16 protein-coding genes are annotated in these 18627 nt (G+C 31.6%); 11 read left to right on the top strand and 5 right to left on the bottom strand.

Features of this window, described 5'->3' with window-relative positions; genetic code table 11:
* Positions 1-53 precede the first annotated feature (53 nt).
* On the top strand, positions 54-2042 hold the full coding sequence (gene uvrB / locus ACQYZ7_RS15585; RefSeq protein ID WP_430730641.1) for an excinuclease ABC subunit UvrB: 1989 nt from the start codon (positions 54-56) through the stop codon (positions 2040-2042).
* Positions 2043-2328: 286 nt separating this feature from the next.
* Here uvrB and sucC read toward each other — a convergent pair whose 3' ends face one another.
* Positions 2329-3525: an ADP-forming succinate--CoA ligase subunit beta gene (sucC, locus tag ACQYZ7_RS15590; RefSeq protein WP_430730642.1), complete on the bottom strand. Its 1197-nt coding sequence runs from the start codon at positions 3523-3525 to the stop codon at positions 2329-2331.
* 232 nt (positions 3526-3757) lie between these two features.
* Between sucC and ACQYZ7_RS15595 the strand changes: the two genes are divergently transcribed.
* The 6 genes from ACQYZ7_RS15595 to ACQYZ7_RS15620 all read left to right on the top strand — a co-directional run bounded on the left by ACQYZ7_RS15595 (position 3758) and on the right by ACQYZ7_RS15620 (position 9394).
* Positions 3758-6292: a DUF5916 domain-containing protein gene (locus tag ACQYZ7_RS15595; RefSeq protein ID WP_430730643.1), complete on the top strand. Its 2535-nt coding sequence runs from the start codon at positions 3758-3760 to the stop codon at positions 6290-6292.
* A gap of 89 nt (positions 6293-6381) precedes the next feature.
* Positions 6382-7044, top strand: coding sequence for an ABC transporter ATP-binding protein (locus ACQYZ7_RS15600; protein WP_430730644.1), 663 nt, complete (start codon positions 6382-6384; stop codon positions 7042-7044).
* A 45-nt stretch (positions 7045-7089) separates the two neighbouring features.
* Positions 7090-7641, top strand: coding sequence for a CPBP family intramembrane glutamic endopeptidase (locus ACQYZ7_RS15605; RefSeq protein WP_430730645.1), 552 nt, complete (start codon positions 7090-7092; stop codon positions 7639-7641).
* Position 7642: 1 nt separating this feature from the next.
* Positions 7643-8407, top strand: coding sequence for a TIGR02757 family protein (locus ACQYZ7_RS15610; protein ID WP_430730646.1), 765 nt, complete (start codon positions 7643-7645; stop codon positions 8405-8407).
* 31 nt (positions 8408-8438) lie between these two features.
* Positions 8439-8999 (top strand): PAS domain-containing protein, encoded by a 561-nt coding sequence (locus ACQYZ7_RS15615; RefSeq protein ID WP_430730647.1) that lies wholly within the window; start codon positions 8439-8441, stop codon positions 8997-8999.
* Positions 9000-9010: 11 nt separating this feature from the next.
* Positions 9011-9394, top strand: a complete 384-nt coding sequence (locus ACQYZ7_RS15620; RefSeq protein ID WP_430730648.1) for a DUF6122 family protein — start codon at positions 9011-9013, stop codon at positions 9392-9394.
* On the opposite strand, the gene ACQYZ7_RS15625 is transcribed toward ACQYZ7_RS15620, so the two are convergent.
* Together ACQYZ7_RS15625 and rimO are read right to left on the bottom strand one after the other, a co-directional pair.
* Positions 9383-10141 (bottom strand): diphthine--ammonia ligase, encoded by a 759-nt coding sequence (locus ACQYZ7_RS15625; protein WP_430730681.1) that lies wholly within the window; start codon positions 10139-10141, stop codon positions 9383-9385. The genes ACQYZ7_RS15620 and ACQYZ7_RS15625 overlap by 12 nt on opposite strands.
* A gap of 98 nt (positions 10142-10239) precedes the next feature.
* The gene (rimO, locus tag ACQYZ7_RS15630) at positions 10240-11592 is read right to left on the bottom strand and encodes a 30S ribosomal protein S12 methylthiotransferase RimO (protein ID WP_430730649.1); all 1353 of its coding nucleotides are present in this window, start codon (positions 11590-11592) and stop codon (positions 10240-10242) included.
* A 135-nt stretch (positions 11593-11727) separates the two neighbouring features.
* On the opposite strand from rimO, the gene ACQYZ7_RS15635 reads away from it, so the two are divergent.
* The 4 genes from ACQYZ7_RS15635 (at position 11728) to ACQYZ7_RS15650 (ending at position 16357) form a co-directional block, all read left to right on the top strand.
* Positions 11728-13107 (top strand): PQQ-binding-like beta-propeller repeat protein, encoded by a 1380-nt coding sequence (locus ACQYZ7_RS15635; protein WP_430730650.1) that lies wholly within the window; start codon positions 11728-11730, stop codon positions 13105-13107.
* Between the two features lie 22 nt (positions 13108-13129).
* Positions 13130-14353, top strand: coding sequence for a DUF5018 domain-containing protein (locus ACQYZ7_RS15640; RefSeq protein WP_430730651.1), 1224 nt, complete (start codon positions 13130-13132; stop codon positions 14351-14353).
* Positions 14354-14611: 258 nt separating this feature from the next.
* Positions 14612-15187 (top strand): Crp/Fnr family transcriptional regulator, encoded by a 576-nt coding sequence (locus ACQYZ7_RS15645; RefSeq protein ID WP_430730652.1) that lies wholly within the window; start codon positions 14612-14614, stop codon positions 15185-15187.
* A 66-nt stretch (positions 15188-15253) separates the two neighbouring features.
* Entirely contained in the window at positions 15254-16357 is a 1104-nt protein-coding gene (locus ACQYZ7_RS15650) for an SMP-30/gluconolactonase/LRE family protein (protein ID WP_430730653.1), read from the top strand.
* A 68-nt stretch (positions 16358-16425) separates the two neighbouring features.
* Here the strand turns inward: ACQYZ7_RS15650 and ACQYZ7_RS15655 are convergent, their stop codons facing one another.
* Both ACQYZ7_RS15655 and ACQYZ7_RS15660 read right to left on the bottom strand, forming a co-directional pair.
* Positions 16426-18072, bottom strand: a complete 1647-nt coding sequence (locus ACQYZ7_RS15655) for an amidase family protein (protein ID WP_430730654.1) — start codon at positions 18070-18072, stop codon at positions 16426-16428.
* Between the two features lie 112 nt (positions 18073-18184).
* Positions 18185-18541 carry a winged helix-turn-helix transcriptional regulator gene (locus tag ACQYZ7_RS15660; protein ID WP_430730655.1) on the bottom strand — a complete coding sequence of 119 codons (357 nt, stop codon included), beginning with the start codon at positions 18539-18541 and terminating at the stop codon, positions 18185-18187.
* Positions 18542-18627: the final 86 nt, after the last annotated feature.

Raw genomic sequence — 18627 nt, forward strand, 5'->3', positions numbered from 1 at the left:
AATTACAAATCATACGGATAGTTTTTCACATAAACTATCCGTATTTTTGTTGAATGAACTTTGAATTACACTCAGAATTTAAACCGACTGGAGATCAACCCCAAGCGATAAAACAACTTTCAAACGGAATTTTAGCCGATGAAAGATATCAAACTCTTTTAGGGGTTACGGGGTCTGGTAAAACATTCTCTGTAGCCAATGTTATAACTGAAGTACAACGACCAACACTTGTTTTGGCTCATAACAAAACCTTGGCAGCACAGTTATATTCTGAGTTCAAACAGTTCTTTCCAAACAATGCTGTGGAGTATTTCGTTTCATACTATGATTACTATCAACCTGAAGCCTATATTCCAGTTACAGGAACCTATATTGAGAAAGATTTATCAATCAACGATGAAATAGAACGCTTACGAATCAGCACCTCTTCTTCCCTACTTTCAGGACGTCGAGATGTATTGGTTGTAGCTTCTGTTTCTTGCTTGTATGGTATAGGTAACCCTACAGAGTTTAAAAAGAACGTTATTACCATTGAAACTGATCAACAAATTTCTCGTACCAAATTTTTACATCGCTTAGTAACAAGTTTATATGCACGTACCGAAGTTGAAATAAAAAGTGGAACGTTTAAAGTAAAAGGTGATGTCGTTACCATTTATCCTTCTTATGGAGATAATGGATACAGAGTTCATTTTTTTGGAGATGAAATAGAAGAAATTGAAACCTTTGATATTGAAACCAACGAAGTCATTACACGTTTAGAAAAACTTAATATTTATCCTGCTAACTTATTCGTAACATCTCCTGACATACTACAAAACGCCATTCATCAAATTCAGGAGGATATGGTGAAACAAGTAGATTATTTTAAAGAGATAGGAAAACATTTAGAAGCAAAACGTTTACAAGAACGTACTGAATTCGACCTAGAAATGATTCGTGAATTGGGGTATTGCTCAGGAATTGAAAACTACTCTCGTTATTTAGATGGACGAGAAGCCGGAACACGACCTTTCTGTTTGTTAGATTATTTTCCTGATGATTATCTAATGGTAATTGACGAAAGTCATGTTACCGTACCACAAGTTCACGCGATGTATGGAGGCGACAGAAGTAGAAAAGAAAACTTGGTAGAATACGGATTTCGCCTACCAGCTGCTATGGACAACCGTCCGTTAAAATTTGAAGAATTTGAAGCTTTACAAAATCAAGTGATTTATGTGTCGGCAACCCCAGCAGATTACGAATTACAAAAAACCGAAGGTTTGTTTATAGAACAAGTAATTCGACCTACTGGATTGTTAGACCCAGAAATTGAAGTTCGTCCTAGTTTAAATCAAATTGATGATTTAATTGAAGAAATTCAAATTCGTGTTGAAAAAGACGAACGTACTTTAGTGACTACCTTAACCAAGCGTATGGCTGAGGAATTGGCAAAATACTTAACACGAATTCAGGTGCGTTGTCGTTATATTCATTCCGATGTTGATACTTTAGAGCGTGTAGAAATTATGCAAGATTTACGAAAAGGTTTATTTGATGTACTTATCGGGGTAAACTTACTTCGTGAAGGCTTAGATTTACCAGAGGTATCGTTAGTTGCTATTTTAGACGCTGACAAAGAAGGCTTTTTACGTTCACACCGTTCGTTAACACAAACCGTAGGTCGTGCTGCACGTAACGTAAACGGTAGAGCAATTATGTACGCTGATAAAATTACCAACAGCATGCAACTAACGATTGATGAAACCAATCGTAGACGTGAAAAGCAAATTAATTACAACACCGCTCACGGAATTACACCAACACAAATCAATAAAAAGATAGACAATACGCTATCTAAAAATGCAATTACCTCGTATCATTATGATAATGTGGCTCAAAAAGCTGCTGAACAAGAGTTAGAATACTTACCAAAACAAGAAATAGAGAAACGCATACGCACTAAACGCAAACAAATGGAAGAAGCTGCTAAAGCGCTAGACTTTTTAGTAGCTGCACAGTTACGCGATGAAATTGAGGTTTTGAAAGGGAATTTGTAATACTATAATTTTAATAAAGTAAAGAAATTGAAAGGAAGAATAAACCAAGAGGTCTTATATTACATTTAGAATCTAATAGATATTTCTGACGAACCTTCTGCTAGAGGAGAATATAACTCTTATGTAGATACAATTTTTAATTATATTCAAATGAAAGGGTATAAATAAAATTGTAATAGAAGAAGGTTTGAAATATTACTCTCTAGTCAAAAATAGCATATACAACAAAAACCTCACTGCAACAGTGAGGTTTTTTTTATATTCTAACTAAGAATTAAAAGGTAGTTTAAGCGTTTAAAACTTCTCCTACTTTATCGGCTGCTTCTTGGAACTCAGTTGCTGAGATAATTTCCATTCCGCTATTATCAATTAATTCTTTTGCTTCTTTAGCGTTTGTTCCTTGTAAACGACAAATAATAGGCACATTAATTTTGTCTCCCATATTTTTATAAGCATCTACAACACCTTGAGCAACACGATCACAACGAACGATTCCTCCAAAAATGTTTACTAAGATAGCTTTTACGTTAGGATCTTTTAAAATAATTCCGAAAGCTGTTTCAACACGTTGTGCATCTGCAGTACCACCAACATCTAAGAAGTTAGCTGGATCACCACCTGCTTGCTTAATTAAATCCATAGTTCCCATTGCTAAACCAGCTCCGTTTACCATACATCCAACGTTACCATCTAAATCTACATAGTTTAATCCTGCAGCTTTAGCTTCTACTTCAATTGGGTTTTCTTCACGTAAATCACGCATTGCTGCATAATCTTTATGGCGATATAAAGCATTCTCATCTAACGATACTTTAGCATCTACTGCCATAATTTTATCATCAGACGTTTTTAATACTGGGTTGATTTCAAACATCGAAGAATCAGACTTGATGTATGCTGTATATAAAGCGGTAACAAATTTTACCATTTCTTTTAAAGCCCCACCGCTTAATCCTAAGTTAAAAGCAATTTTACGAGCTTGGAAAGGTAATAATCCTGTACCTGGATCAATTTCTTCTGTAAAAATTAAGTGTGGAGTTTCTTCTGCCACAGTTTCGATATCCATACCTCCCTCAGTAGAGTACATAATCATGTTTCTACCAGTAGCACGGTTTAATAAAACTGACATATAAAATTCATCTGGCTCATTATCACCAGGATAATATACATCCTCAGCAATCAACACTTGGTTAACTAACTTTCCTTCTGCTGAAGTTTGAGGAGTTACTAACATCATTCCTAAAATATCATCAGAAATGCTTTTTACTTCGTCTAAGTTTTTAGCTAACTTAACTCCACCTCCTTTTCCACGACCACCTGCGTGTACTTGAGCTTTAATTACGTGCCAACCTGTACCTGTTTCTTCTGTTAATTTCTTTGCTGCTTCAACAGCTTCTTCTGGAGTATTTGCAACAATTCCGCGTTGAATACGAACGCCAAAACTGCTTAATATTTCTTTACCTTGATATTCGTGTAAGTTCATTAGATATGAATTTTTAAAGTCGAACAAAAATACAAATTCAATTTATAATACCTTATAATTTGTACTTTAATTTATAATTAAAATCAATTTTAGTTTTTACATTTTTTTAACATTTAAACATGTAACATTCTTTTTTTTAACAGGTCTTTACTGTAATTAACATGATTTTATGATTTATTAACCCAAATCATAATAATTTAGCTCAACAACTAATACTATATCTCAATCAACTATGCTTAAAATTTTAGCATTTCTTACAATCTGTTTCTTCTTTATAGAAGTCACAACTGCTCAAACTATTAACCAAAATAGAAAAAAACTAGACGTAGTACGTGTAGATTCACCACCAAAAATTGATGGAAAACTAGATGACACCGCTTGGCAAAATGTTCCTGCTGCTAACGATTTTGTTATGATGCGCCCTGATAATGGAAAAGCGGAACCTAACACCCATAAAACAATAGTAAAATTGGTGTATGATGACGATGCTATTTATATCAGTGCCAAAATGTATGATCCTGATCCTTCAAAAATACCTGCTGAGTTTACTAACAGAGACAATATTGGTAACAGTGATTTCTTTTTAATAACCATTAACCCTAACGATGATGGACAAAATCCTTTTGAATTTATTGTAACCAGTTCTGGTGCGCAAGCAGATTCAAAAGTATCAAACGGAAATGAAGATTTTAACTGGAGTGCTGTATGGGGTAGCGATTTTAGTATTAATGAAGACTCTTGGGTTGTAGAAATGAAGATTCCTTATAGAGCTTTACGTTTTGCCAATGTTCCGGTTCAATCATGGGGAATTAACTTCCACAGAAAAGTATTGAATTTAAACGCTCAATTTACTTGGAATCATATTGATAATCAACAAGGAAACTGGACACAATACGATGGTTTGTATGAAAACTTCACCAACATAAAGCCTCCTACTCGATTAAACTTTTATCCTTATGCCTCAGCTACCTCAACCACTAAAGATAGTAATACCGATTTTGACTGGAGCGTAGGTATGGATGTAAAGTATGGGGTTACCGAAAACTTTACGTTAGATGCCACTTTAATTCCTGATTTTAGTCAAGTAGGTTTTGACAATGTTACTTTAAACCTAGGTCCTTTCGAACAACAATTTACAGAACAACGTCAATTTTTTACAGAAGGAACCGACCTTTTTACTAAAGGTAATTTGTTTTATTCTAGAAGAATTGGTGGACGACCTATAGATCAATTTTCTAACGAACGAAAAGACGATGATGAATTTACTGATGGTAAAAAAATAAATGATGAAATTATAGATGTTCCTGAAAAAGTACAAATGTTAAACGCTATAAAACTTTCAGGAAGAACCAAAAGTGGTTTAGGAATAGGTTTTTTTAATGCTATTACAGAAAAAACAGAAGCAACTGTTCAAAGAACAGAACAAAACATTAACGGATTAGATACCATAAGTAATGTTAGTACCTATAAAACTACAGTAAATCCGTTTTCTAATTATAATATTATGGTATTAGATCAGCAGTTTAATCAAAACTCATCTGTTACCTTAATTAACACCAATGTAACTCGTGATGGACGATTTAGAGATGCTAATGTTACTGGATTACTATGGCATATTGAAGACAAAGAAAGTAGATACAATATAGATGGTAGTTTTAAAATGAGTAATATATCTGACGATGAAGACAACCCTAATACAGGTTACACTTTCGATACTAGTATAGGAAAACAATCAGGAAATTGGCGTGGAGAAATTGGATATAACTTTGAGAACAAAGATTATAACCCTAACGACTTTGGTATCCTTTTTAGTAATAACGAACAAACTATTTATGGTTTTGTTGGTTATAGATCGTTAAAACCTAAAGGAATTTTTAATAACTATGGAGCTGATATATATTACAATGTTAACTTCTTACACAGCCCTGGAACTTATGTTGGTACAAATGCTGGTTTATCTTTTTGGGCTGATACTAAAAAACGATTTAGCTTCGGAGGTAATTTGAATTATAGTACAGAACGAAAAGACTTTTTTGAACCAAGACAAGGAACTACTAGTGGAGTTTATTTTAACAGGCCTGAAAGACTAAATGTGAATCACTGGGGGTCTACTGATTATAGAAAAAAGTTTGCTGTAGACTATAATTGGTATTATACTTTCTATAAAGACAATCCTAAAGAAGACTATGGATTCAGAGTTTCTCCTAGGTATCGTTTTACTAATAAGTTTTCTTTAATTTATGGCTTTAGATACGGAAAAACCAATAACGGTCAAGGATATGTCACAAAAGTTAGCGAGGAGGATGTAGAAGAAAAACCTTCATTAGCTCCTTTAGAAGATAATATTATTTTTGGACAAAGAGATTGGGCTACTTATGACAATTCTTTAACTGGAAAATATACGTTTAGTACAAAATCAGCAGCATCGTTATCGTTTAGGCATAACTGGAGTAAAGTTCCATATCTAGGTAAATTTTATAGTTTAAATGAAGATAACGGAGAACTTGCTTCGAATAACTATCAAGGAGAACACGACAAAAACTTTAATAGTTGGAATTTAGATTTAAACTATCAATGGCAATTTGCTCCTGGTAGTCAATTAATTTTCTTTTACAGAAACTCTATAAGACCTGATCATGATTTTGCTCCTGCAAATATTGATTTCAAAAACAATATTTCTAAGCTTTTTGACCAAAGTATGCAACATAGGTTTTCCGTTAGATTGGTTTATTTTATCGACTATAACAACATCAAAAACATAATTTAAATACACGTTCATTTATTATTTGAAATCAGATAAGCATTAAAGTTTATCTGATTTCTTTTTTATACATTCGTTACTTAGAAAATAACACTATGATTGTTGCTAAAAACATCCACAAACATTACGGAGAGGTAGAAATTTTAAAAGGCGTTGACCTTCATATAAAAAAAGGTGAAATTGTAGCTATTGTTGGTCCTTCTGGAGCTGGTAAAACAACCTTATTGCAAATTTTAGGAACTTTAGATAAACCTTTAAAAGACCAAAACTACGAATTGTTAGTTGATGGTGTTTCTATTAAAGATTTAAACGATACAAAAGTTTCTACTTTCAGGAATAAACATATTGGGTTTATTTTTCAGTTTCATCAGTTATTACCTGAATTTACTGCTTTAGAAAATGTTTGTATTCCTGCTTTTATAGGAGGAAAAGGAAAAGCAGAAACCGAAAAAAGAGCCAAAGAATTACTAACCTTTTTAGGATTATCACATAGAGAGAACCATAAACCTAATGAACTTTCTGGTGGAGAACAACAACGTGTAGCCGTTGCCAGAGCTTTAATTAATGAGCCTTCTGTTATTTTTGCTGATGAACCTTCAGGAAACCTTGACTCTACTTCTGCTAAAAACTTACATGAGTTATTTTTTAAGCTACGTGATGAGTTCGGACAAACTTTTGTGTTAGTTACGCATAACAAAGAGTTAGCGAAAATGGCTGATAGAACACTTACCATGAAAGACGGAATTATAGTTGAATAATGTAACTATTTAAAGTTTCTGCCTACTAATTAATAAATCAATTCCATGAAAGAAACTTTTCAAGAGCTTATCAGTTATTTAAAAAATCCTGTTTTAGAAAAAGATACTAACCAGAATATTACGTATCGATTTCAAAAATTCTTTCATCTACTTATCATAAGTATTATTACAGGTGCAGCATTATCCCCTCTTTTTGTTCTTATTGAAGAATTAGGCTGGGTAAACATGAATGAGCATGCTATGGAAGAATTACTAAAAGCACATACCAAATGGTTCATTGCCTTTCTTGCAATCATTTTAGCACCATTGTTTGAAGAATTATTTTTTAGAGCTCCAATCACCTTATTCCATGGTAAAAAAACTTTTAAAATAGCCTTTTATGCATTTGCGCTACTTTTTGGTTTGGTACATTTAACTAACTTTAATATTACTACTAACGTACTTTTATTAGCACCAATATTAGTAGCTCCACAAACTATTTTAGGTGGTTATTTAGGTTTTATAAGAGTTCGTTTTGGTTTACAATGGAGTATCTTATTACACGCTTGTTACAATGCTTTCTTTGTTTTACTTAGTTTTGCAGGAGATTTAGCATAGAATGAACAAAAAAGAACTCAAAGAATTTTTAGACGAAAAAGTAATACAGTACAACAATCCTGATTTTATTGATAGTGACCCTATTCAAATTCCACATCAATTTTCGTTGAAAGAAGATATTGAAATTGCTGGCTTTTTAGCAGCAACTATTGCCTGGGGAAATCGTAAAATGATTATTAACAACTCCCATAAAATGATGAGCTTAATGGGAAACTCTCCTTACGATTTTATACTTAATCATTCTGAAGAAGATTTAGCTGGTTTCGAGGGTTTTGTCCACAGAACTTTTAATTCGGAAGATTTTAAGTTTTTTGTTCAATCATTAAAAAACATATATCTAAATCATGACGGATTAGAAGCTGTTTTACAACCAAAAGACAATGCTGATAATTACCAAAATGCTATTCATAATTTCAAACAAGTTTTTTTTGAAATTCCACACCAACCAAGAACTTTAAAACATGTTTCCGATCCACTGAAAGGTTCTGCTTCCAAACGAATTAACATGTTTTTACGTTGGATGGTACGCGATAATACAACTGGAGTCGATTTAGGTATTTGGAAAACACATTCACCTGCACACTTACACTGTCCGCTAGATGTTCACACAGGAAATGTTGCTCGAAAACTAAAAATCCTTACTCGAAAACAAAATGATTGGAAAGCAATTCAAGAACTTGACCTTACTTTAAGAAAGTTTGATAAAGAAGATCCTGTTAAGTATGATTTTGCTCTTTTTGGTTTAGGAGTATTTGAAAAATTTTAATTTTTCTAAAAAAAGTAGTTACTTAGTTGATATGAAAAATAGTTTTGATAAAATGATGTCTTTAGATATTTATGTATCTAATTTAGAAAAAGAGGAGTATTCTAAAATTGCTACTGACCTTGAACCTTCATCAAAGAAAAGTGTAAACCTTTTAAGTTGGGGAATTCAAGATTTGTTTTTTGAAAAAGAGTTATACAGTGACTTAAAAGTTATAAAAACACTGTCTAAAAGTTTCAACTGGAAAAACAACATCTCAACTGTTATAAAAGAAAGCTATTATGAGTCTTTAGTTCTTACCGATACGAATAAAAAAATAGTTTGGGTAAGTGACGGTTTTACAAAAATGACAGGTTATGAAAAAGAGTTTGCTTTAAACAAAACTCCACGTTTTTTACAAGGTGAAGAAACCAAAGAAACTACTAGAAAAAGAATTCAAACGAAACTATTAAAAGGGAAGCCTTTTAAAGATGTAATCATCAATTACAGAAAAGATAAATCTACCTATAAATGTGAATTACACATTATTCCACTGTATAACAATAACAGTTCAAAAATCACACATTTTTTAGCTCTAGAAAAAGAAGTAGTTTAATCTTTAATTAAATGCAAGCATTTATTCATTACTTTTTACATTTCGGTTTTCCTATAATCATAGCCTATCTGTTTTTTAGAAAAAATTGGAAGAGAGTTGCTCTAATATTGCTTGCTACCATGTTAGTAGATATAGACCATTTATTCGCTAATCCAATATTTGATCCTAATCGATGTAGTTTTGGATTTCACATATTCCACTCCTACTACGCCACGGGATTATATATTCTTTTACTTTTTTTGAAAAAACCTTATAACATTATCGGTTTAGGATTATTACTACATATGCTAACCGATTTTATCGATTGCTTATTTATGTACAATACTTGTAGTTCTTACTTAGAAAATGCTCCAGCAAAAACAATGCTAGAAATAGTATATAATTTACTTTTTTAACTGCAAATCACAGTACCAAAAACTTCTATCATAATTTTTAGTGTTTTTTTCTTCAGATTTATTTGTATCCTTTGAATTCTGATAACAGTTGTCATCATCGTTTTTATGTAAGGTATACGATTTTAGCACCTTCTCTCCTATTTCAAACTCTACAGGTTTCTTAAAAATAGGCCCGTCATAACAAAAAGTATGAAATTCTCCATTTTCTCCACAAACGTCTACTCCCTCAGGAAGCTCATTGATGAAATCTTCATCAATAACCCTGCCTACAAACTCTTCCCCTAACAATTTTGCGTTGACACAAACGGTAATTGTTTTAAAACCTAAACTCAGAAATTCACGTAATAACTCCTTAGTATCTTGCTTCCATAATGGATATACTCCTGTAATTCCTACTTCTTGTAATTTTGAATCACGATACGCTCTTAAGTCTTCCAAGAAAATATCGCCAAAAACGCCATTTACAAGACCTGCATCTTTTAACTCAGCAGTTTTCTCCTTCATTTTTTGATTGTACAAATCCATCGTAACTTCAGCAGGAAAATAGATTTTCTCCAAAGGGATTCCGATACTTTCTGCTTGTGCATCTAGTAAATCTTCATGCAACCCATGCATTGAAACACGTTGGTAATCTTGATTTACGTTCGTAATCAACTTTTGTACATCGTATTCCTTTTGTTGCAATATTTTGTATAATGCTAATGAAGAGTCTTTCCCTGAACTCCAATTAAAATAGGCTTTTTTCATGTGACAAATATGCATAAAAAATCCTGCAATAGCAGGATTCATTTTTATTTCGTTTTTAGTAAGATTCCTCTCTTCGTTCGGAATGACGTTTATCAGTATTACTTTCTTTTCTGATTTAAAGGAACTGGTCTTTCTTGCTTTACTACAGGCTTCCCGTGTAAGTCAAAATCACCTGCTTCAAAAATTTCAATATCAATAAACTCTCCTAGTTTAATATAATGTTCACGTGCATCAACAATTACATCATTATCTACATCTGGTGAATCAAACTCGGTACGTCCGTAGTAATACTCTCCATCTTTTCTATCGAATAAACATTTAAAAGTTTTCCCTATTTTTTCTTGATTCAATTCCCAAGAAATTTGAGACTGTACTTCCATAATTTCGTTTACACGTCTGAATTTTACATCAGCAGGAACATCATCTTCTAAAACAAAAGCTCCTGTGTTTTCTTCGTGTGAATATTCAAAAGCCCCTAAACGCTCAAAACGCATTTCTTCTACCCAATCTTTTAACTCTTGAAACTGCTCTTCGGTTTCTCCAGGGTATCCAACAATCAATGTTGTACGAATTGCCATATTTGGCACTGCCTCACGGAATTTATGAATCAATGCAGTAGTTTTTTCGTGGGTGGTACCCCGCTTCATCGATTTTAAAATCTCTGTGTTGATATGCTGTAACGGGATGTCTAAATAATTACAAACTTTCGGTTCTTTTTTCATTACCTCTAACACATCTAAAGGAAACCCAGTTGGAAATGCATAGTGCATTCTAATCCACTCAATTCCATCAACCTTTGTCAATGCTTGTAGCAAATCGGCTAAAGCCCTTTTTTTATAGATATCTAATCCGTAATAGGTTAAATCTTGTGCGATTAGCATGATTTCTTTGATACCTTTTTCAGCCAACTTCGTAGCTTCTGTAACCAAATTTTCAATTGGAGTAGAAACATGTTTACCTCGCATTAACGGAATAGCACAAAACGAACACGGACGGTCACAACCTTCGGCAATCTTTAAATAGGCATAATGTTGCGGAGTCGTTGTTAAACGTTCCCCGATTAACTCGTGCTTATAATCTGCTTCTAAAACTTTTAACAAGTTTGGTAAATCGTGAGTACCAAAATACTGATCTACATTGGTAATTTCAGCTTCTAAGTCTGGTTTATAACGCTCACTTAAACAACCGGTAACAAATACTTTATCAACTTCTCCTTCTTCCTTCTTTTGTGCGTAGTGTAAAATAGTATCTACACTTTCTTCTTTGGCTTTACCTATAAAGCCACAAGTATTAATTACTACTATATTTCCATCGTCATTTTCATCTTCATGAACTACTTCTTTACCATTGGCTTTTAACTGCCCCATTAACACTTCACTATCGTAAACGTTTTTAGAGCAACCTAAAGTAACTACGTTAATTTTGTTTTGTTTTGTTGTTTTGGTACGCATACTATAAAAATTCGGTGTGCAAAGATACGTTTTAATTGAACTTCTTTAACTTTAAACCCTTAAAAATTAGTTTGATTGAAAATCTGTTTTCGCATATATTTGCAGCTATAAAAATTGCTTACACTTTAAATTACTATGAAAAAAACTATTTCTATTCTCTTCTTACTATTATTTTTATCATGCTCTAATAATGATAATATACCTCCTGAAAACACAAAACCAGAACAATTAATATTAGAAAACATTAGCTTTTATGGAAATGAAGTAACCATAGATTGGAATGATGTTTTAGATATTGACAATGATATTATATATTATAGTCTATACATTAATTCTGTCTTAGTTACAGAGACAACTTATTCTAACTATACTTTTCATTTAGAATATAATAATGAATATGAAGGAAAAATAATAGCAACGGATAAGAAAGGTGGAGTCTCTGAATTAAATTTTACATTTGAGAGTCCTAAAAGTAAAATTCTTTTCATTCCTATAGCTTCAAATGATTTAATTGCTTATGATTTAATAACCAATGAAATCTTGTGGAAATCCAAGACCTATTCTCTCATAGAAGCCCACACTGGACATAAAAACCTTATTTTTTCGGGTATAAACGGAAATGCGTTAAATATTCTTTCAGGAAAACCTATATGGAGCATAAATCCAAATATAGACACCAATGATGAATTTTATAGAGATATAATAACAGATGACACTTATTTATATACCTTTGATGTTTATTCTAATTTACAATGTTTTTCTATTGAAAAACAAGAAAAATTGTGGGAACGTAGATTTAATTTTACAACACCGCTATCTATAGATGATTCAAAATTATATATATCAAACGAAAATTATTTTGAGGTAGTAGATAAAGTTTCTGGAAACGTAACATGGAATTTCAAACCTGACAACAATACACACGCTGCTCTTGAAATAAACACCAATCCGTTAATACATGAAGGCAATATTTACATTGGGGATAATATAGGTCGATTTTATTCTTTAAATAAAAATACTGGAACTTTAAACTGGACTTTTAACGCAGGGCTTTTTAATGGATTTGAAAATTCGCCAACTATTTATAATAACTATATTATTACTGCAACCGCTAGAGATTTATATGCTCTTGATAAAGAAAATAATAGTGTAAAATGGAGTTATCACAAAAATAACGGAGTTATAGAATCATCTCCTTTTGTGTACAACGATAATATTTATATCGGAATTTCTAACTCCACTGATGGTAGTGGTGAACTAATTTGCTTTGACGCTGATAATGGAAATATAAAGTGGAAATATAATTTACAAAAGAAGACTACAAGTTCTCCAATTGTATATGAAAATACCGTTTATATTGGAGATTGGAATAAAACCTTTTATGCTATTGATGCTAGCTCAGGTAACTTAAAATGGACTTTACAAACAGAAGAAATTATAACTAAATCACCTACTATTATTATAGGTAATAGTGATATTGTAATTTACCCAAGTTCACATGGCTTGAAGAATTAAAACTATACTTAAATAAATAAAAATGATAAAGAAAATTATATCGATTACTTTTACAATACTAATGTTTGTCTCTTGTTCAAAAGATGATGAACCAGAATCTCCAATTATTTTAAATTCTGAAAGTAAAATTACTTCATTTGCATTAAAGATAAATGGTAAAATTTTAAATGGCAATATAGACCAAACAGCTAAAACTATAGTTTTTAATGTTGTAGGTGCTGATATTTCTTCATTAATCCCTTCTATTGAATACTCTACTGGAGCAACTATATCTCCCTCAGAAAATGAAAGTCAAAATTTTAACAATGAAATCCCATATACAGTCTATGCTGAAAATGGTGAGACAAGTATTTATAGAGTTCAAGTTAACAATAGACCTCTAAGTTCTGAGAATCAGATTCTTTCTTTTTCTGTCATCTTAAATAATCAAACTATTGATGCAGAAATTAATCAAGATTCTAACATAATAAGTTTTAACACTGGAGAATTAGATATAAGCTCTCTTACCCCTACAGTTTCAATTTCAGAGTACGCTTCAATTTCTCCTAACAATTCTAATAGCCAAAATTTCGAAACACCTGTAACATATACTGTTACAGCAGAAAATGGTGAACAACGTGAGTACAAAGTAATAACAAACATGCCTGTAATAAATAATTATAGAAGCTATTATCTTTATTACATTAGAGCTAACATGGTAATTTCAGGAAAATTTATAGATCCAAGTAAACCTGGAGCAGAAATATATTTAACTGATGGCACAAATAAATATTATTTACCTATTTTAAACTATGAGAGTTATTCTTCACAAGAGAGAGTCACTACTTTCAATATTAATACTAAAATTCCTGAAAACATCCCTACAAACACTAACTATAAAATAATTTATAAAACAAATTTAGTAAAGATTGAATCTGATCAGTTTATTGATATTTTGGCAGAAAATGCACCTAAAATAATATCTACAAATCAAAACTCTTATAGCTATGGAGATAATTTAATTATTACTGGTGAAAACTTAACAGATTATATTGGAGTTCCTTCAAATGGAAGCTTTTACCAGTTTAATCCTAGTGGTAGTATTGATGCAACTCTAAATCCTGAAAAGACAGAATATAACTTATTAATGGATGGGAGTTTTGTTCGCAGTGCCTTTTTCAACGATAATTTAACTGAAAGAACAGTTATATTTATAGGATCAGAAGGAAGAATGGGAGATCAAATTAATATTAATGTTAATAATTAGAATGTTTATTCATCTAATAAAGCAAAAACTCCACTATTAAAGTGGAGTTTTTTAATTTTTATAAATTATATGATGTTATTTTTTTATAAAAAAAAGAATCAACAAATTCGTGTTTGTTAAATACTTGTAAATCATTAATACCACCTCCTACTTCAATATACTACAAAGAGCTTCTCTTCTATTTACACATTTAAGACTTGTTTGATTTTTAAACTTGTTTTAGATAACTTCGCTACTAATTGAACTTTATATTAAAGAATGGACGAACTCAAAAAATTGCTACATGACTTAATCGGACTCACAGAAGATGAGTTTCAACAATTTTACAATCAATTAGAAAGAAAAGAATATAAAGCTAAAACGTTATTAATTGAGGAAGGAAAAATAGTAAAAGATTTATACTTTGTCGAATCTGGGCTCTTTAGAACATTTAAAAACATAGAAGATAAAGAATTCACTACCTATTTTGCTTGTGACAAGCATTTTATAACAGTTTTTGACAGTTTTATATACCAAACTCCTTCTTCTGAATTTTTAGAAGCCATTGAAGATAGTGTAGTTTATAAAATCTCTTTTGAGAATTTAACTCAATTATATAAAAAGTCTTCTAATTTTGAAAAGTTTGGACGCGTTTTAGCTGAAAGAAATCACCTTTGCGCTCAGCAAAGAACGTTAACAATGCAAACTAAGTCAGCCAAAAAAAAGTATTTAGATTTTATAAAAAATTACGATAAAAAAATTGTTTTGAGAGCTCCCCAATACCAAATAGCAAGTTTTCTTGGTATAGCTCCTGAGTCGCTTAGTAGAATTAGAAAAGAGGTTGTCATTTCCTAACATTTGTCAAGATAAAAATAATTTATCATCGTTTTCTTTGTCTTTATAAATCATAAAATAAATACAATGAAAACCGTATCGATAGTAAAATATACTATACTCTTAATCTTGCTCATTTTTATAGCTAGTGTTTCGTTTAAATCATGTTCAATCAGCCCTGAAGCTTGGTTTCCTCCCACACCACCAAAATTGGTAGGCGTGCTTCTTGAAAATGAACTGCTAAGTTCAACTAAACACATCAATTTAGACGGTTGGTATGGTCCAGAAGATATTGCTGTAGATAATCAAGGAAATTTATACTGTGGGGTACACATTTCTGAAACAGATTTTTCAGATGGTAGAATTTTAAAAATTGATACATCAGGAAAAGTCTCTGTCTTTTGTAATACAGAATCTTGGGTTGCTGGACTACATTTTGATAGTAATCAAAACCTAATTGCTTGCGATTTAGAAAGAGGTTTAATCAGTGTTGGTAAAAACGGAAAAATCACAACCTTAGCTAGTGAAGATGAAAAAGGAAACAAGTTTTTAATCCCAAATGACGTAGACATTGCTTCTGATGGGATTATTTATTTTACCAATACTTCTTCTAAAATTCCTTTTAGTAGAACACATATTTGGAAACTATTAATGGAAGCGAAACCTGATGGTGGTCTTTATAGTTACAATCCGAAAACTAAACAAGTAAAAACACTTATAGAAGGCACCTATTTTGGAAATGGTGTTGCGGTTTCTCAAAATGATGACTTTGTTTTAATGGTAGATCTAGCGAAATACAGAATCCTTAGATACTGGTTAAAAGGCGGTAATAAAGGAACAACAGATATTTTTCTAGACAACTTACCTGGTTTCCCAAATGGAGTCTCTAGAAGAGCCGACGGGAGCTTTTGGCTTGGTTTTTCTACTAAAAGAGATCCTTCTTTAGATGGAATACACTCTAAACCTCTTGTAAAAAAGTTAGTTTATGGTCTTCCTCTATTTTTACAACCTAAAGTAGCTCGCTATGGAATGATTATGCATTTGAGTGCTGATGGAGAGATTTTAAAAACGTATTATGACACGACTGGTAAAGTTGTGTCAGAAGCTAGTTCTGTTGAAGAGCATGATGGATATCTTTATCTCGGTGGAGATGTATCTGGTCATATTGGAAAATATAAATTGGAGAATTAAAATTCTTCAGAATAATACAGCAACAAAAAACTCCCTAAATGGGAGTTTTTATTTTATATGTAGTTCTATTAATGATAATCAACTGGAATCTTTCTTACTTTCTTTAGTTGTTCAAATCTATATCCTAGTTGCAATAATTCTTTTTCAGTAAAAGGCTTCCCTATAAACGTTAAACTAACAGGTTCTCCAGAGTTTTTATATCCCATAGGAACTGTTAAGGTTGGGTATTTCGCTACTGCTGCAATACCAGAATGATAATTATTAATGGATAGAATAACATCTAAGTTTTGAGTTTTTAAATCTTGTAAAAACTTCTTTCCGTTAAAACTCAAACTATCTTTTACGGCTTCTAACTGTGCTAAAGTTGTTGTGTCTTTTAATATTCCTTCAAATAACTGTTGTCCGTAAGGAGCTCTTTTAATTGAATCTTTTTTATTGAATACTACTACATCTTCTATATCTTTTACTGTTAGTTTTTTATTTCCATAAATAGATAGATACTTAGGTAAATCGTGTTTCATATCTATATTTAACAGTGTTAAAAATCCATCAAACGATATTTCAGGTGGTGTTAACTCAATAATTTCTGCACCAGCTTCTTGTAGTTTTTCTATATTTTCTTTGTAAATAGAATCTGTTAAAATAGGTTTTAGTACTCCTATTCTTTTTCCTTTAATTGTGTAGCTTTCATTAAGTAACTCTTTAGGATTAAAATCTTCTATTTCTAAAGAAGCAGCATCTTCATTATCTTTCCCTAGAATTGCTTCAAATAAAATAGCATTATCTACTATGCTTTTAGTCATCGGCCCTGGAGTATCTAACGTGCTTGAAATTGGTACAATTCCTGAACGACTTAAGACTCCAATCGTTGGCTTTAATCCAACTATTGAGTTCTGACTTGAAGGTGAAGTAATAGAACCTGCTGTTTCTGTACCCACAGCAGCCACTGCATAATTTGCAGCTATGGAAACACCACTCCCAGAGCTAGAACCACCAGTTTCAAAAACTTTTCTTCCGTAAGGATTTAAAGTTTGTCCTCCTGTAGCACTATAACCTAATGGGCAGTCTTCACAAAAGAAATATGCCCATTCACTTAAATTCACTTTCCCTAAAATTAAAGCACCAGCCTCTTTTAACTTTTTAACAATAAAAGCATCTTCATCGATTAAATTGTTTTGTAAAGCTACGGCTCCTGCAGTAGTTATCATTCCTTCTGCATCAATATTATCTTTTATTAAAATAGGTATTCCATTCAAAGAGAATTCTGTAACTTCTTTTGATTCTTCATCTTTTGCTCTCGCCTCTTCTAAAATTTTTGGGTTTAATGATATGATTGCGTTTAAATACTTTGTACTATCACTTTCAAACTTTCGAATTCTATACAAATAAAACAGAGTTAATTTTTCGTAGTTAAGCTTCTTTTCAGATATACTTTTTTGAATAGACGGTATGTCTTTTTCTAAAATTAATGATTTTAATTTATTGTACTCTTCTTCAGAAAAATATGACAACTCCTTTTCAAAAGGTTTAAACTCTTTATTTAAATCTAAATATTTAGATTGAAGTAGTTGAAACTGCATCCTTGTTTTCTCATGTTCCTGTTGCTTTTCTATTTCAGAAGATTCATCGTATTTCTTAAAGTACACCTTTGCTGGTGTTTGCTTACATGCACCTATTAATAGAATTGTTATTAATAAAAAAACTGTTTTTCTCATTTGCCAAGTATTTGATAATCAAATGTAATTATAAAAAACAAAAAAGCTCCTTTTGTTATAAAAAAGGAGTTTTCTCTTAATATGAATTCAAGTGGTATACATTCATAAACTATTACTTTGAGTGACTATTCACTACAGAATCGCCCCAATCTGCAATAGATTGGACTACAGGAATTAAAGTTTTTCCTAAATCAGTTAAAGAATATTCTACTTTTAAAGGTGGTTTTGATGTATATACCTTCCTTTTAATTACTCCATCTTCTTCCAACGATTTTAATTGTAAACTTAGTGTTCGTTCTGTAACCATTGGAATTTCTTTTCTTAACTCACTATAACGGAGTGTTCCTTTTATTAAGTGGAAAAGAATAACTGTTTTCCATTTACCTCCAATAACCCCCATAGTAAGACTAGTACAGCAAGGGAATTCTTTTCCTTTAAACTTAAGTGTTTTAGATGTTTGTGCCTCCATAATTTATACTATCCTTTTTGACCGTTATTGCAAAGATAAAATACTATAATTACTTTTGCTACTATAATTTTTATAGTTTAATTTAA

The organism is Tenacibaculum sp. SDUM215027 (assembly GCF_050566205.1).
Classification (GTDB): domain Bacteria; phylum Bacteroidota; class Bacteroidia; order Flavobacteriales; family Flavobacteriaceae; genus Polaribacter.

Excerpts from the sequence above, each read along its gene's own strand:
- ACQYZ7_RS15600 (WP_430730644.1), top strand. The coding sequence starts at position 6,382 with ATGATTGTTGCTAAAAACATCCACAAACATTACGGAGAGGTAGAAATT.
- ACQYZ7_RS15605 (WP_430730645.1), top strand. The coding sequence starts at position 7,090 with ATGAAAGAAACTTTTCAAGAGCTTATCAGTTATTTAAAAAATCCTGTT.
- ACQYZ7_RS15615 (WP_430730647.1), top strand. The coding sequence starts at position 8,439 with ATGAAAAATAGTTTTGATAAAATGATGTCTTTAGATATTTATGTATCT.
- ACQYZ7_RS15625 (WP_430730681.1), bottom strand. The coding sequence starts at position 10,141 with ATGAAAAAAGCCTATTTTAATTGGAGTTCAGGGAAAGACTCTTCATTA.
- ACQYZ7_RS15595 (WP_430730643.1), top strand. The coding sequence starts at position 3,758 with ATGCTTAAAATTTTAGCATTTCTTACAATCTGTTTCTTCTTTATAGAA.
- ACQYZ7_RS15660 (WP_430730655.1), bottom strand. The coding sequence starts at position 18,541 with ATGGAGGCACAAACATCTAAAACACTTAAGTTTAAAGGAAAAGAATTC.
- ACQYZ7_RS15640 (WP_430730651.1), top strand. The coding sequence starts at position 13,130 with ATGATAAAGAAAATTATATCGATTACTTTTACAATACTAATGTTTGTC.
- ACQYZ7_RS15655 (WP_430730654.1), bottom strand. The coding sequence starts at position 18,072 with ATGAGAAAAACAGTTTTTTTATTAATAACAATTCTATTAATAGGTGCA.
- ACQYZ7_RS15610 (WP_430730646.1), top strand. The coding sequence starts at position 7,643 with ATGAACAAAAAAGAACTCAAAGAATTTTTAGACGAAAAAGTAATACAG.
- ACQYZ7_RS15620 (WP_430730648.1), top strand. The coding sequence starts at position 9,011 with ATGCAAGCATTTATTCATTACTTTTTACATTTCGGTTTTCCTATAATC.
- ACQYZ7_RS15645 (WP_430730652.1), top strand. The coding sequence starts at position 14,612 with ATGGACGAACTCAAAAAATTGCTACATGACTTAATCGGACTCACAGAA.
- uvrB (WP_430730641.1), top strand. The coding sequence starts at position 54 with ATGAACTTTGAATTACACTCAGAATTTAAACCGACTGGAGATCAACCC.
- ACQYZ7_RS15650 (WP_430730653.1), top strand. The coding sequence starts at position 15,254 with ATGAAAACCGTATCGATAGTAAAATATACTATACTCTTAATCTTGCTC.
- rimO (WP_430730649.1), bottom strand. The coding sequence starts at position 11,592 with ATGCGTACCAAAACAACAAAACAAAACAAAATTAACGTAGTTACTTTA.
- sucC (WP_430730642.1), bottom strand. The coding sequence starts at position 3,525 with ATGAACTTACACGAATATCAAGGTAAAGAAATATTAAGCAGTTTTGGC.
- ACQYZ7_RS15635 (WP_430730650.1), top strand. The coding sequence starts at position 11,728 with ATGAAAAAAACTATTTCTATTCTCTTCTTACTATTATTTTTATCATGC.